Source organism: Vulcanithermus mediatlanticus (genome assembly GCF_055385885.1).
This window is the reverse complement of record NZ_AP042385.1, coordinates 1,186,254-1,200,111: the sequence shown is the minus strand read 5'-3', so window position 1 is coordinate 1,200,111 and position 13,858 is coordinate 1,186,254. Positions and strand designations below refer to the sequence as shown.

The 13,858-nt window shown below is 65.9% G+C and carries 13 protein-coding genes; 4 read left to right on the top strand and 9 right to left on the bottom strand.

The window, feature by feature from the left end; all coding sequences use genetic code 11:
* Positions 1-58: 58 nt before the first annotated feature.
* Positions 59-1,333 (top strand): UDP-N-acetylglucosamine 1-carboxyvinyltransferase, encoded by a 1,275-nt coding sequence (murA, locus tag ACZ5BT_RS07125; RefSeq protein WP_464883914.1) that lies wholly within the window; start codon positions 59-61, stop codon positions 1,331-1,333.
* 96 nt (positions 1,334-1,429) lie between these two features.
* Here the strand turns inward: murA and ACZ5BT_RS07120 are convergent, their stop codons facing one another.
* The 8 genes from ACZ5BT_RS07120 to ACZ5BT_RS07085 all read right to left on the bottom strand — a co-directional run bounded on the left by ACZ5BT_RS07120 (position 1,430) and on the right by ACZ5BT_RS07085 (position 8,412).
* The gene (locus tag ACZ5BT_RS07120; RefSeq protein ID WP_464883913.1) at positions 1,430-2,290 is read right to left on the bottom strand and encodes a carbohydrate ABC transporter permease; all 861 of its coding nucleotides are present in this window, start codon (positions 2,288-2,290) and stop codon (positions 1,430-1,432) included.
* A 1-nt stretch (position 2,291) separates the two neighbouring features.
* Positions 2,292-3,179 carry a carbohydrate ABC transporter permease gene (locus tag ACZ5BT_RS07115; protein WP_464883912.1) on the bottom strand — a complete coding sequence of 296 codons (888 nt, stop codon included), beginning with the start codon at positions 3,177-3,179 and terminating at the stop codon, positions 2,292-2,294.
* Positions 3,180-3,253: 74 nt separating this feature from the next.
* Positions 3,254-4,492 carry an ABC transporter substrate-binding protein gene (locus tag ACZ5BT_RS07110; protein WP_464885792.1) on the bottom strand — a complete coding sequence of 413 codons (1,239 nt, stop codon included), beginning with the start codon at positions 4,490-4,492 and terminating at the stop codon, positions 3,254-3,256.
* A gap of 231 nt (positions 4,493-4,723) precedes the next feature.
* Positions 4,724-5,413 (bottom strand): futalosine hydrolase, encoded by a 690-nt coding sequence (gene mqnB, locus ACZ5BT_RS07105; RefSeq protein WP_464883911.1) that lies wholly within the window; start codon positions 5,411-5,413, stop codon positions 4,724-4,726.
* Positions 5,377-6,054, bottom strand: a complete 678-nt coding sequence (gene trmH, locus ACZ5BT_RS07100; RefSeq protein WP_464883910.1) for a tRNA (guanosine(18)-2'-O)-methyltransferase TrmH — start codon at positions 6,052-6,054, stop codon at positions 5,377-5,379. The genes mqnB and trmH overlap by 37 nt, the downstream gene beginning before the upstream one ends.
* Before the next feature lie 32 nt (positions 6,055-6,086).
* Entirely contained in the window at positions 6,087-6,695 is a 609-nt protein-coding gene (hisG, locus tag ACZ5BT_RS07095) for an ATP phosphoribosyltransferase (RefSeq protein WP_464883909.1), read from the bottom strand.
* A complete protein-coding gene (locus ACZ5BT_RS07090) occupies positions 6,677-7,795 on the bottom strand; it encodes an ATP phosphoribosyltransferase regulatory subunit (protein ID WP_464883908.1) in 1,119 nt (372 codons plus the stop codon). Before ACZ5BT_RS07090 ends, hisG begins: the two co-directional genes overlap by 19 nt.
* Positions 7,792-8,412, bottom strand: a complete 621-nt coding sequence (locus ACZ5BT_RS07085) for a DNA/RNA nuclease SfsA (RefSeq protein ID WP_464883907.1) — start codon at positions 8,410-8,412, stop codon at positions 7,792-7,794. Before ACZ5BT_RS07085 ends, ACZ5BT_RS07090 begins: the two co-directional genes overlap by 4 nt.
* Positions 8,413-8,497: 85 nt before the next feature.
* Here ACZ5BT_RS07085 and ACZ5BT_RS07080 point away from each other — a divergent pair, with 85 nt between their 5' ends.
* Positions 8,498-9,646 (top strand): pyridoxal phosphate-dependent aminotransferase, encoded by a 1,149-nt coding sequence (locus ACZ5BT_RS07080; RefSeq protein WP_464883906.1) that lies wholly within the window; start codon positions 8,498-8,500, stop codon positions 9,644-9,646.
* A gap of 66 nt (positions 9,647-9,712) precedes the next feature.
* Here ACZ5BT_RS07080 and ACZ5BT_RS07075 read toward each other — a convergent pair whose 3' ends face one another.
* Positions 9,713-10,282, bottom strand: a complete 570-nt coding sequence (locus ACZ5BT_RS07075) for an acetate uptake transporter (RefSeq protein ID WP_464883905.1) — start codon at positions 10,280-10,282, stop codon at positions 9,713-9,715.
* A gap of 132 nt (positions 10,283-10,414) precedes the next feature.
* Between ACZ5BT_RS07075 and ACZ5BT_RS07070 the strand changes: the two genes are divergently transcribed.
* Both ACZ5BT_RS07070 and acs read left to right on the top strand, forming a co-directional pair.
* A complete protein-coding gene (locus ACZ5BT_RS07070) occupies positions 10,415-11,524 on the top strand; it encodes an integrase core domain-containing protein (RefSeq protein WP_464883904.1) in 1,110 nt (369 codons plus the stop codon).
* Between the two features lie 96 nt (positions 11,525-11,620).
* A complete protein-coding gene (acs, locus tag ACZ5BT_RS07065) occupies positions 11,621-13,678 on the top strand; it encodes an acetate--CoA ligase (RefSeq protein ID WP_464883903.1) in 2,058 nt (685 codons plus the stop codon).
* Positions 13,679-13,858 lie beyond the last annotated feature (180 nt).

Sequence of the window (13,858 nt, the reverse complement as noted above, 5' to 3'; positions counted from 1 at the left end):
CGCATAATGATTTTGCGTAAGTTGCTCATGATGTGCAACTTGCTTAAAGGGGGACCAGGTGAACGTACCGCTCATTATAGAGGGCAAGCATCCGCTTTCCGGTGAGATCGAAGTGAGCCCGGCAAAAAACGCCGTGTTGCCCGTGATGGTCGCCAGCTTGCTGACCAAGGAGCCGGTGACCATTGAGAATGTCCCCCGACTGCGCGACATCGAGGTCTTGCTCGACCTGCTCGCGCACCTCGGCACCCGCTACGCCTGGGAAGGGCGTAGCCTGCACCTCCATACCCCAGAAATCCTGCGCACCGACGCCCCGTATGAACTGGTCTCCAAGATGCGGGCCAGCTTCATCGTGCTCGGCGCGCTCCTGGCCCGCACCGGCGAGGGCAGCGTCTCCATGCCCGGTGGCTGCGCGTTCGGCCCCCGCCCCGTCGATCTCCACGTGAAAGCCCTGCGCAAGATCGGGGCCGAAGTCAGCGAGGAAGGCGGGACCTTCTTCGCCCGCCGCGCCCGCGCATTTCGCGGCCGCGTGGTCTTCGATATCCCCACGGTCGGCGGCACCGAACAGGTGATGCTGGCCACGGCCCTGGGCGACGGCGAGGTCACCATCGTCAACGCCGCCCAGGAGCCCGAGGTCGAGGATCTCGGGCGCTTCCTCGCCATGCTGGGGGCCACGGTGGTCGGCGCCGGCACCAGCCAGGTGTACGTCCGCGGCGCCCGGGCGATGGGCGGTGGCCGCCACCGCGTCATCCCCGACCGCATCGAGGCCGGCACCTACCTCCTGGCCGCCGCCGCCACCCGGGGGCGGGTAACGCTCCAAAACGCCGACCCCCACCACCTCGATGCCCTGCTCGACAAGCTTTCCGAGTCCGGGCACCGGATCCTCTTCGGAGATGACTGGATCCAGCTCGAGGCCATCGCCGAACCCCGGCCCTTCAACCTCGAGGCCCGGGAATACCCCGGCTTCCCCACCGACCTGCAGCCGGTGGCCACCGCCTACCTGGCGACCGTCCCCGGCGTCAGCCTGGTCTCCGACCGCGTCTACCCCGATCGCTTCACCCACGTCGGCGAACTGGCGCGGATGGGCGCCGAGCTCTCGCTCAAAGACCACGTCCTGGCGGTTCGGGGCCGCAAGCTCCACGGGGCCGAGGTCCGGGCCTTCGACATCCGCGCCGGCGGCGCCCTGGTGGTCGCGGCGCTGGCGGCCGAAGGCGAGAGCATGATCGCCGGCACCGAGCACCTCGAGCGGGGCTACGAGGCCCTCGAGGCCAAGCTCCAGGCCCTCGGCGCCCGCATCCGTCGGGCCGAGCTCTCGATCCAGGACGCCGCGGACTAAAACCCGCCGTCTCGCCCACTGCCCAAAAACGTGCGCCGGGGAAGTTCCCCGGCGCCGTTTGAGTATTCCGCCCTGGCAAAAACCACGGCCGGGGCCCTACCCCTTGACCGCCCCCGCGGTCAACCCGGCGATGATCCGCTGCTGGAAGAAGAGAACCAGGAGGATCAGGGGAACGGTCACGATCACGCTCGCGGCCATGATCTGAGCCCAGGGCAGCTCGAACTGGCTGGCTCCGCTGAAAAAGGCGATGGCCACGGGAACGGTCCGGGCTTTATCGTCCACGGTGAAGGTGAGGGCAAAGAGAAACTCGTTCCAGGCACCGATGAACGCGAGCAACCCCGCGGTCACCAGCCCCGGGGCCATCAAGGGCAGGAGCACCCAAAGGAGCGTCTGCAGGGGCCCGGCGCCATCGACGTAGGCCGCCTCCTCGAGCTCGGCGGGAATCTCGCGCACGAAACTGGTGAGCACCCAGATGGTAAAGGGGAGGGTAAAGATCATGTAGGAAAACACCAGCGCCCACCAGGTGTTGTAGAGCCCGAGCGCCTTGATCAGGACGTACATGCCCCCCAAAACGCTGATTTGGGGGAACATGCTCACCGCCAAAATGCCGTAGTAGATGGGCCGCTTCCCGGCAAAACGGAACCGGCCCAAGGCATACGCGGCAAAGCTCCCCACCGCCAGGGCCAAGAGGGTCGTGAGCCCGGCCACCACGGCCGAGTTCAGGAGATTGCGGCCAAACGGCTGCATGATGAATACATCGCGATAGTTCTGCCAGCGAAGCTTCTCTGGCCAGTAGGACACCGGGGTTTGAAAGAGCTCCTGCTGGGACTTCAGCGAACTCACCACCGCCCAGTAGAAGGGAAAGACGAGGTAGGCAAAAACGGCGAGCAGCAAAAGATAGAACGCCACCTGGCCCAGAAACCGGCCCAAACGGAACTTCTGACGCCCCTTCGGCACCTCAGTCCACCTCCACTCGCAGCACGGTCAGGTAGATCGCCGTGAAAATGGCGATGATAAAGAAGATCCCCGTTGAAAGCGCCGAGCCATACCCCAAAGCGCCGAAATCCACGAGTTGCTGCCGGGCGTAGACCGACATGCTCATGGTTGAGGGGTTGGTCCCGCTCATCACGTAGACCACGTCGAAGACCCGGAGCGCGTCCAGGGTCCGGAAGACCAGCGCCACCAAGAGCGCCGGCTTGAGGAGCGGGAGGGTCACGTAGCGGAACTGCTGCCACGGGGTCGCCCCGTCCACGTGCGCGGCCTCGTAGAGCTCCTTGGGAATCGACTGCAGCCCGGCGAGGAGCAAGAGCGCCATGAAAGGCGTGGTCTTCCACACGTCGACCGCCACGATGGACGCCAGCACCAGCGAGGGCTCGGCGAGCCAGGCCACGGGTTTGGCGATCAACCCGAGGCGCAAAAGGATATCGTTGATCACGCCGTAAACGTCGTTGTACATCCAGCGCCACATCTGGGCGCTGACCACGGTGGGGATGGCCCAGGGGATGAGCATCGCGGTGCGCATGAGTCCCCGCAGGGGAAAGCGGGCGTTGACCAAAACCGCGATCCCAAGCCCGAGCAAGGTTTCCAGGGAGACCGAAGCCACGGTGAAGATCACCGTGTTCTTGACGCTTAGCCACCAGTAGGCGTCCTGGATGAGGAAGGCATAGTTGGCCAGTGCCACCCAGACCGGCCGCAGAGGGTAGTCGAGAATGCTCGCCTGGTACAGGGAGAGCTGCATGGTGCGCAGGAGCGGGTAGGCCGCGACCAGCGCCAGCAAAACGAGACTCGGGAGCAAAAACAACCAGGCGGCCCTCGCGCGTCGGGCCTGGAGCGATCGCTTCAGCATGAGACCTCCAGCGGCATCCGGGGCCCCCTCGTGGTCGAGGGGGCCCCGTTTTCAGCCAATCCAAGCGCCCGGCTTCACCACCCGGCACCCTTGATCCGCTTGAGCTGGGCCTCGAGCTGGCGCAGCGCCGTGGCCGCGTCGACCTTGCCCGAGATCGCGTTGTGGACCGCGGTCCAGAAGGCGCTCGAGACCTGGTTGTACTTCTTCTTGGTCTGAGCGCTCGGCCGGGGCACGGCGTTCACGAAAACGTCGTAGAGCCGGCCCATGAAAGGCTGAGCCTTGAGGAGGTCGGGGTCCTGGTAAAGCGCCGGCCTCGTCGGGAGGTAGCTGCCCTCGATGGCCCGGCGCTTTTGTTCCTGATAGCCGGTGAGGTAGAGCACGAGGTCAACCGCGGCTTCCTTGTGCTTGGAGAAGCGGCTCACCGCGAGCTGCCAGCCGCCGAGCCCCGCGGCGTGGCGACCCTCCGGGGTGCTGGCTTTCGGGAGCACGGTGACGTCGAATTTGCCGCGAATGGGGCTGTCGGCGCTGTTGCCGAGGGCGTAGGCGTAGGGCCAGTTACGCATGAAGGCCGCGTTTCCAGCCTGCCACACCCCGCGGGCGTCCTCTTCCATGTACGAAAGCACGCCCGGCGGGCTGATCGTTCCCACCCACGTCCTGGCCATCTCCAGCGCGGCCCTGGCCCGCGGGTTGTTCACGGTGATATTCCCCTTGGCATCGACGATGGTCCCGCCACCGTAGGAGTAGATCCACTCGAGGGCATCCACCGTCAATCCTTCGTACGAAGCACCCTGCCAGACAAACCCCCAAAAACTCTGGTTGCCGGCCTTGCGCTCGCCTTCCTGAATGGTCTTGGCCATCTGGGCGAGCTCATCCCAGGTGGTGGGTGGCTTGCTGAAACCGTACTTCTGGAGCAGATCCTTGCGGTAGTAGAGGATGCCGGCGTCGGTAAACCAGGGCAGCCCCACCAGCCGCCCGTCGACGGTGTTGGCGTCGATCAGCGACGGGAAAAAGCCTTCCTTCACCCGGGGATCGATGTAGGGGTTGAGATCCTCGAAGAACTGACCCAGCACCCCGGGCCAGATCACGTCGATCATGTAGACGTCGACGTCGCTGCTCCCGGCGGCCAGTTGCTGCTGGTAGAGCGCCAGTCGGTCGCTGGTGGACTGGGGCGAGGAGAGCACCCGGACCTTGTTGCCGGTCTTTTTGGCCCAGGCCTCGGCGCCCTCCTTGCAAAACGTCTGGTCCTTGCCGACCGAGCCGCAGGAGATCGTGACCGTAACCCCCTCGGCGGCCACCAGCGATCCCATGGCCATAAACCCAAGCGCTGCCAGCGCGACCCGTATCCATTTCGGTTTCTTCACGTTCAACACCCCCTTTGCTTTCCGTACCAGTGTACTGTACACCCCACGGGGGAGGGGGTGCGTGGGCCACGGTCCGCTCCGATCGCAAAAGCATGCCCCTATTTTGCATGGGTATCCGGGACGTCCACGGCAAAAGGCAAACGACCGCCAGCCCGGCCGGCAGGCGGGAAAGCTCGCCCGCGCTCACTCTTCCGGGCGGAGGCGCTCGAACGCCGTCCGCAACGCGGCGACGGACTCGGGGATCCGCCACTCGCTTTTTTTTCGCACGCCGGCCAGATTGGAGATGGCCCGGAGCTCGGCCCAGGGCCGCCGGTGCCAAAGCGCCACCTGCGCCACCGCCGCCCCTTCCATGTTTTCCGCAACCCCGCCCCACTGGCGACGGATGGCGTGCGCGGCCTCGAGCGACTCCGAGACCTGGTCACGGGTCACGAGGGGCATGGGCAAGAGTCCGAGCCGATCCGCCAGCTCGGCGGTGAAAGCGGCGTCGGCCGGAAAACGGTTGTAGTAGTCGGTCCCCTCGAGGCGCAAGGCGGGAAATCCGAGCGGCTTCATCCCGAAGGCCGTGCCCAGGTCGGCCTGGATCTCCTCGGATGCCAGCACCAGCGCCCCGGGCCTGAGCCCGGTGCCCGGGTAGGCTCCGGCCAGGCCGAAGACCAGCACCCGGCGCACCTCGGGGTAGGCCTGGAGGAAGGCGGAAAGCGTCGCCGCGGCGTTGACCTTGCCCACCCCGAGCTCAAGCCAGGCCCAGCCCTGGCCCCGGAGACCGGCGCGGCCATGGAACTCGAACGGCGCCCCCGGCCAGGCCTCGAGGAACGCACCCTCCATGGCCGTCGCGCTCACGAAGAGGTCCACGGCGGCACTCCTTCCGGCCACGCGATGCCCCCATCGTCGTCGAGGGGCGGGTAGGGCAGCCCCTTTTCCCGCAGCTCCCTGGCGATCTCGGGATAGGCCCACTCGAAGAGGGCGCGCTGATAGCGCTCGGCATCGAGCTGGACCCGGTCGTAACGGCCGGCCCGCATCCGCTGCCGCTGAGCCTCGAAGAGGATCACCGCCGCCGCCACCGAGACGTTGAGGCTTTGCACCATGCCCATCATGGGGATCACGATCTCGGCGTCGGCGAGACTGGCCGCCTCGTCGCTCACCCCCCACTTCTCGCTCCCCATGATCACCGCCGTAGGCTTGGTGTAGTCGACCTCGCGGTAATCGATGGCCGAGGGGGAAAGGCGGGTGGCGTAGACCGAAAAGCCCCTTTGGCGAAGGTGAGCGATGGCGTCCTCGACGGTGGGGTGGACCCGCAGGTAGACCCACTTGGCGGCACCGCCCGCGGTGTCGTGGTGGGTTGGCACGCCACCGGTGGGGTGGACGGCGTGCGCCTCGAAAATACCGACCGCGTCGGCAGTTCGGAGGATCGCGGAAAAGTTGTGGGGTTTATGGACGTTCTCCATGAGCACGGTGAGGTCCGGCTGGCGCCGATCGAGCACCGACTTTAAACGCAAGAGCCGTTCCCGGGTCACGTGCCGATTCTAAGCGAAGGGAAAAGCCCTTCTCACCCGCGACGGAGGCGCTCGATGAGCGCGCGTATGCGTTCACGCTTGAGCTTCATGGCGCTGCGATTGACCACCAGGCGCGCACTGCTCCGCATCAAGACCTCGACCTCGACCAGGCCGGCCTGCCTCAAGGTGGTTCCGGTCTCGACCACATCCACCACGGCGTCGGCCAGCCCCACCAGGACGGCGAGCTCGACGTTGCCGTGGAGCTTGACCACGTCGGCGGCGATGCCCCTCTCCTTAAGCCAGCGCTCGGTCACCCGGGGATACTTGCTCGCCACCCGGCGGATGGGGCCGCGCTCGCCCGGCTTGCGGATAAGGCTGAGCCGGCAGGCGCCAAAGCCCAGATCCACCGGTTCGAAAAGATCGCGCCCGGCCTCGGCCAGCACGTCCTTGCCCACCACCCCGAGGTCGGCGATGCCGAGATCGACGTAGGCGGGCACGTCGGCGTTGCGCAGCTCCAGCACCGCCACCCCCGCGCCACGGTGGAGCATTTCCCGCGCCGCACCCCGATCGGGCAAACTGAGCCCGGCCCGGCCCAGCGCCCGGTAGGCTTCGTCGAACATCCGGCCCTTGGGAAGGGCGATGGTCAGTTCGTATCCCTGCACGACGTCACCTCCACGAGCTTCCCCTCGACCGCCAGGTAGCGCGCGCCCCGCCTTTCGGCCAGCGCGAGCAGGGCCGCCCGGTCGTCGGTGTGGGCGAGCTCCACCACCCGCCCCTCGGCCCGAAGCCGCCGGGCGAGATCGACGTCCGCAGCGATGATCTCGACGCCCCGCCGGCTCGGCGGCGCCTTGACGGCCTCAATGACCCGCTCGAGCCCCACGGCAAACCCCGCCGCCATCGGCAGCAAGGCCCCGTCGTAGCGCCCGCCGCCGAGCAGGGGCAAACCGAAATCGGGGGTGTAGGCGCGGAAGGTCAGGCCGGAGTAATAGTCGTAACGCCGGGCCATCCCCAGGTCAAACATGAGGGGCAGCGCCGGGGGCAGCGCCCGGGCGACGGCCTCCAGCCACTCCAGATCGAGCCTTGCCCGATCTGAAAGCGCGTGTCGCTTTGCCTCCTGCAAAACCTCCCGGCCACCGTAAAGATCGGGCAGGGCCAGAATGGCCTCCCTCAGCTTGCCCTTGACCCCGAAGGCGGAAAGGGCCTCGGCGAGCTCCGGCACCGCCTTGCGATCCACCGCCCTTCGCAACCGCTCGGCAACTTCCCCCGGAAGGCCGGTGGCCTCGAGCAGGTCGCGGACCAGGGCAGGAAGCCCGATTTCGATGACCGCGGCCTCAAGCCCCACCGCCACCAGCGCCTCCCAGGCCAGCTCCACCAGCTCGGCGTCGGCGGCGGGGGACGAAATGCCCACCAGCTCCACCCCCACCTGGGTGAACTCCCGCAACCGCCCGGGCTCGGCCGCCGCCTCGCGCAGCCAGAGTTTTCCGGCATAGCGCAGCCGGATGGGCCCTTCGCTGGCGCGGGGCAGGAGCACCCGCGCCAGTGCCGTGGTGAACTCACTGCGGAGCATCAGCACCTCGCCGGTCTTGTCCACCAGCTTGAAAGCGCGCTCGGCGTTCGGGTGGCTGGCGTCATAAGTCTCGAGCACGGAGAGCTCCACCGGCCGGTAGCCCCAGCGGGAAAAGAGGGCCTCGAGGCGCTCTCGAAAGCTGGCTCGAACCTCAGCTTCGGGCGGAAGGTAGTCTCGGGTGCCTTCGGGCTTCACGATGTCGAGTATACGGGGACCTCCTCGGCCCAGGACATCCCCGTGGGGTCCACCTCGGCGCGCACCGCGTGCACCTCGAGCCCGCCCTGCACCGCCTCAGCGAGCGCCCGGGCGAACTCGGGGTCATAGCGGCAGGGCCGGAAGGTACGGGCGCGGGGGTTCAAGAGCGCGAACACCAAGACACCCCGCGTTCGGCGAAGAACTGCAAGATGCCGCCTGGCCCGGGTGCTGGGGGCGTCGGGAAAACAGGCCACGGTCTCCTCGACATGGGTGGCCGACTTCATCTCCAGCGGTCGCACCCCAAAGGCGTCTTCGATCAGGGCATCGAGCCGGCGGCCCTCGAGGCGGGGCTGGGCGGTGAGGTAGCGATACCCCCAGCGCGTCACCAACCCAGGAAGCGCCGCCTCGGCGTAGCTGGAATCGAGAAGGGCCCAGGCCTCTCCGTCCCTGGCCATGAGCAAGCGACCGGCGGTTTTCTCCGATTGCTTGGGGACAAAACGCACCGGCACACCGGGCCGCAAAAAGCGCAGGCGTCCGGAATTCGGCAGATGCACCCGCAGCCTCTCCCCACCCCGGGCGACCCAGACCACGAAGCGGTTCTCGCGATCGATGAGCACGCCCTCTACAGAAGGCGGAAAACGGAGGTCAGGGGGCACGGAAACACATTACCCAAAAACGCCGGCGGAAATTTATACTCCTGACATGCGGAGTCTTTCGCAGCGCGCAAGTGCCCTCAAACCCTCAGCCACGGTGGCGGTGAACGCCAGGGCCCTCGAGCTCAGACGCCAGGGCATCGACGTCATCGCCCTCACCGCCGGCGAGCCGGATTTCGACACCCCCGAGCACATCAAGGAAGCGGCGCGCCGGGCCCTGGCCGAGGGCAAGACCAAGTACACGCCCCCCGCCGGCATTCCCGAACTCAGAGAAGCGGTGGCCGAGAAGTTTCGCCGCGAAAACGGACTCGCTTACACCCCCGAGCAGGTCACGATCGGCGTCGGGGGCAAGGGCGTGCTCTATAACCTCTTCCAGGCCATCATCGACCCCGGCGACGAGGTCGTCCTCATCGCCCCCTTCTGGGTGAGCTACTCAGCGCAGGTCGAGCTCGCCGGCGGCCGGGCGGTGGTCGTGCCCACCAGCGCCGAAGCGGGCTTCGTGCCCGACCTCGAGGCCGTCGCCCGCGCCATCGGCCCCAAGACCAAGGCCCTGGTGGTGAACTCCCCCAGCAACCCAACCGGTGCCGTCTACCCGGAAGAAACCCTCACCGCCCTGGCCGAACTGGCCATCGAGCACGATTTCTACCTCATCTCCGACGAGATCTACGAACACCTCATCTACGAGGGCCGGGCCTTCTCGCCCGGCGTCGTGGCCCCCGAGCACACCATCACCGTCAACGGCGTGGCCAAGACCTACGCCATGACCGGCTGGCGGGTGGGGTACGCCGGCGGTCCGAAGGACGTCATCCAGGCCATGACCAAGATTCAGGGCCAGTCGGTCACCCACCCCACCTCGATCGCCCAGTGGGCGGCCCTCGAGGCCCTCACCAACCCCAAGAGCCAGGAATTCATCGCCATGGCGCGCGCTGCCTTCGACCGGCGCCGGAAACGGATCGTGGAGGGGCTCCGCTCCATCGGCCTCCCCACCACCACACCCAAAGGCGCGTTCTACGTCATGCCCGACGTCCGGCGCATTCACGAGGATGAGCTCAAGGCGGCCGAGATCCTCCTCGAACGGGCCCGCGTCGCCGTGGTGCCGGGGACCGACTTCAGGGCCCCGGGCCACGTGCGCATGAGCTACGCCACCAGCGAGGCGGCGATCGAAGAGGCCCTCGAACGCATCCGCGCGCTCTTTTGAGCGGGCTTCACCGGCCCGAACGCCGCGCCCCCCGGGCCGAGGCCCGGGGGGCGCGGGAGAAACGCCTCAGCCGATGGGCAGCACCTCGCGACCGAAGGTTTCATTCAGCACCTGCGCAAAGGCCAGGTACATGGCCGAAAGTCCGCAAAGGATGCCTTCCCACCCCGCAAACCTGGTGATCGCGGTGTTGCCGGTGTACTCTCCCAAGGCCAGCAGCCAGAAAAGGATGAAGAGGGTAAAGAAGACGACCTGAAGCGCCCGGTTGTGTTTTAAAGTCGCGATCCAGAGCACGAAGGTAAAAAGGCCCCACATAAAGAGATAGGCCACCATCCCGCCCTTGGCGGCCGGCTCGATCCAACCGAGCTTCGGCAGCACGATCAAAAACACAAAGGTTTCCCAAAACAACCCGTACGAGGTAAAAGCAACGGTTCCGAAGGTGTTGCCTTTTTTCCACTCCATCCACCCCACGAAGATCTGGGCCAGGCCCCCGTAAAAGAGGCCCATCGCCAGGATCATGCTGCCGAGGGGAAAGAGTCCGGCGTTGGCCATATTCAAAAGCACCGTGGTCATGCCAAAGGCCAAAAGACCCAGCGGCGCGGGGTTGGCGCTGGTGTCGAGGGTCTGAACCGTTTGCACGCCTTCTCTCGTCACAAGCCTCCCCTCCTTTGACGTCCGGGGCACCCGGGAGAACTGAACCCGGACAGACACATGTGAGACCGAATCGATAAGAATGTGGGGACCACTCCAGGAGAGAGGAGGTCCCCACGGGTGCAGCTTACAACGGTTGGCCGGGAGGTATGGAGGGGGGCGAGGAAAGCCCAGGTGCTCCAGGAGGCTGGAGCTGGCGACCCCACGGTCCAAGACCGTCTGCGAAAGCTCAAACAAGTCGAGGCGTTCCGGAAACACAAGGTGGACTGGTCCGAGATCCAGTCCCTGGTGGGAATCAGCCGGGCTACCTACTACCGCTGGAAAAAGCGACTCAGGGAAGAAGGCCTCAAAGGCCTTGTGCCCAGATCCAAACGCCCAAGGCGGTTGCGACGAAAGCTCCACTGGACGCCCGAACTTCTCATTGCGATTGAAACTTTGAGGAAGCAAAACCCCACCTGGGGCCGCTGGCCGATCTGGCTGGCCTTGGGGAAGCAAGGCTTTGGGGTTAGCGAACGCACCGTGGGCCGCATCCTGGCCCACCTGGGAGCGCACCGTCGTGTTGAAAGCGTGGCCGCCTTCCTGGCCCGGGCGAGACGGGGGAAGGTGAAGCGAAGGCCCAGGCGCCCCTACGCCAGGAGGAAACCCAAAAGCTACGTCGCCTCCTCACCCGGCGACCTGGTTCAGGTGGACACCCTTACCGTGACCCTAGGACCCGGGGAGGTCGTCAGGCATTTTTCGGCGGTAGACCTTTACACCCGCTTTTCCCTGGCCGAGGTGCACACCCGGGCCACCGCCAACCTAGCGGCCGGCTTCCTGGCCCACCTCATCACCCAGGCCCCCTTTCCCGTCAGGGCCATTCAGGTGGACGGTGGCAGCGAGTTCATGGCCGAGTTTGAGGAAACTTGCCAACGTTTGGGTATCGAGCTCTTCGTGCTGCCCCCGAGAAGTCCCAAGCTCAATGGCCACGTGGAGCGGATGCAGCGGACCTTCAGGGAGGAGTTTTACACCCGGCCGTTGCCTTCCCGGATCCCCGAGCTCCAAAGGGAGCTCGACGCCTATCTGGACTACTACAACCGCAGGAGGCCCCATCGTGCGCTCAACGGCCTTGCGCCTCTTGAGTTCCTGGCTATGATCCAAAAGGAGTCGGTCCCCCCGAGTGTCTCAGATGTGTTGACCGATTACAAGAACTTGAAAAGGTTTCCAGGAACCCCTTATAATTCCTCTCCGTAGGAACCACTTTTAAGAATTTACGTCGCAGGCATTCTAATTCGGGCGCGCCAATTCGTCAAGCACGTTGGCGCAAGGCTCAATCAGGAGGGAGTCACCATGGACGAACGTCAGGTCGGTCAGGATCAACCGCCCAAAAGCGCCGCCGTTACCGAGGCCGAGGTCGCGGTCCACTGGCGGGAGGAAGCCTATTACCAGCCCCCGCTTTCGTTCGTCGCCCAGGCCAACCTCACCGACCCCACGATCTTTGACCGCTTCAGCGAGGCCAACTTCCCCGAGTGCTTCCGCGAGTACGCCGACCTCCTCACCTGGGACCGCTACTGGCACACGACGCTCGACACCAGCAACCCGCCGTTTTGGCGCTGGTTCGTCGGCGGCCGCCTCAACGCCGCCAAAAACTGCGTCGACCGCCACCTTCCCCGCCACGGCAACAAGGCGGCCTTCATCTTCGTCCCCGAGCCGGAAGAGGAGCCGATCGAGTTCACCACCTACCGCGAACTGTGGGTCCGGGTCAACGAAATGGCCGCGGTGCTCCGGGGCCTCGGGCTTAAGAAAGGGGACCGGGTCACCATCCACATGCCGATGGTGACCGAGCTCCCGGTGACCATGCTGGCCTGCGCCCGCATCGGGGTCATCCACTCGGTGGTCTTCGCCGGGTTCTCGGGTAAAGCCACCGCCGATCGTATCGCCGACTCGGGCAGCCGGGTGCTCATCACCATGGACGCCTACTGGCGCAACGGCAAACTCCTCGACCACAAGGCGAAAGCCGACGAGGCGGTGCGGCTGGCCGCCGAGCAGGGCCAAACGGTGGAGAAAGTGCTGGTATGGCGCCGGTACCCGGGTGAATACCGGTCCAGCGCCCCCATGGTCGAGGGTCGCGACTTCTTCGTCGACGAGCTGCTCAAGGCCCACCGCGGTGAACGTGTGGAACCGGAACCGATGGAGTCCACGGATCCGCTCTTCATCATGTACACCAGCGGCACCACCGGCCGCCCCAAGGGACACATGCACAGCACCGGCGGCTACCTCTCGTACGTGGCCTGGACCTCGAAGAATATCCAGGACATCCACCCCGAGGACGTCTACTGGTGCATGGCCGACATCGGCTGGATCACCGGCCACTCCTACATCGTCTACGGCCCCCTCGCCGTGGCCGCCACCAGCGTCATCTACGAGGGCGTCCCCACCTACCCCGACGCCGACCGGGTCTGGCGCATCGCCGAGCGACTCGGCGTCACCATCTTCCACACCTCCCCCACCGCGATTCGTCAGCTCAGGAAAGCCAACCCCGACGGGCCGAAAGGCTACGACACCCGCTTCAAGCACATGACCACCGTCGGCGAGCCCATCGAACCCGACGTCTGGCGCTGGTACTACCACGTCGTGGGCAAGGAAAAGGCGGTGATCGTCGATACCTGGTGGCAGACCGAGACCGGGGGATTCCTCCTCACCACCGTGCCGGCGATCCACGCCATGAAGCCCGGAAGCGCCGGGCCCGCACTCCCCGGCATCTACCCCGTCATCTTCGACGAAAACGGCCAGGAGATCCCCAAAGGGGCGGGCAAGGCAGGCAACCTGTGCATCCGAAATCCCTGGCCGGGCCTCTCGATGGGCATCTGGGGCGATCCCGACCGCTTCGTACAGACCTATTACCTGCGCTACAACAAGGACCCAAAGAGCACGGACTGGCGCGACTGGCCCTACTTCACGGGGGACGCCGCCACCCAGGCCGCCGACGGCTACTTCCGTATCCTGGGCCGGGTCGACGACGTGATCAACGTGGCCGGCCACCGGCTCGGCACCAAGGAGATCGAATCCGCGGTGCTCAAAGTTCCCGAGGTCGCCGAAGCCGCCGTGGTACCCAAAGCCGACGAGATCAAAGGGCACGTCCCCGAAGTCTTCGTCTCGCTCAAACCGGGCATCGAAGCCAGCCCCGAGATCGAACGGAAAATCGTCGCCTCCATCGAGGAGAACATCGGGAAGATCGCGCGTCCACGGGCGGTCCATATTGTCCCTGACCTGCCAAAAACCCGCTCGGGCAAGATTATGCGACGGGTTCTGGCCGCACTCGCCAATAACCGTGACGCCGGCGACGTGAGCACGCTGGCCAACCCGGAAATCGTCGAGGCCATCAAGCGCTCGGGCCAGGACAGCTAAGCGTGGCCTTCGCCACGGCGGGGGCCCCAAGGGAACACGCAAACAACCACCGATCTTCCGTCGGTATGTCGAAAAGCTCGTAGGCCATCCGCGAAACGGCAGGCCCCCGGCGAAAATCCCGTACCGCGCCCACCGGCCGGCTCCGCGTACGTGCGGAGCCGGCCAATATGAACCGCGCTT

Bases quoted from the DNA above. Each gene is read 5' to 3' on its own strand.
- ACZ5BT_RS07080 (WP_464883906.1), top strand. From the start codon at position 8,498: ATGCGGAGTCTTTCGCAGCGCGCAAGTGCCCTCAAACCCTCAGCCACG.
- acs (WP_464883903.1), top strand. From the start codon at position 11,621: ATGGACGAACGTCAGGTCGGTCAGGATCAACCGCCCAAAAGCGCCGCC.
- ACZ5BT_RS07115 (WP_464883912.1), bottom strand. From the start codon at position 3,179: ATGCTGAAGCGATCGCTCCAGGCCCGACGCGCGAGGGCCGCCTGGTTG.
- ACZ5BT_RS07110 (WP_464885792.1), bottom strand. From the start codon at position 4,492: ATGGCCATGGGATCGCTGGTGGCCGCCGAGGGGGTTACGGTCACGATC.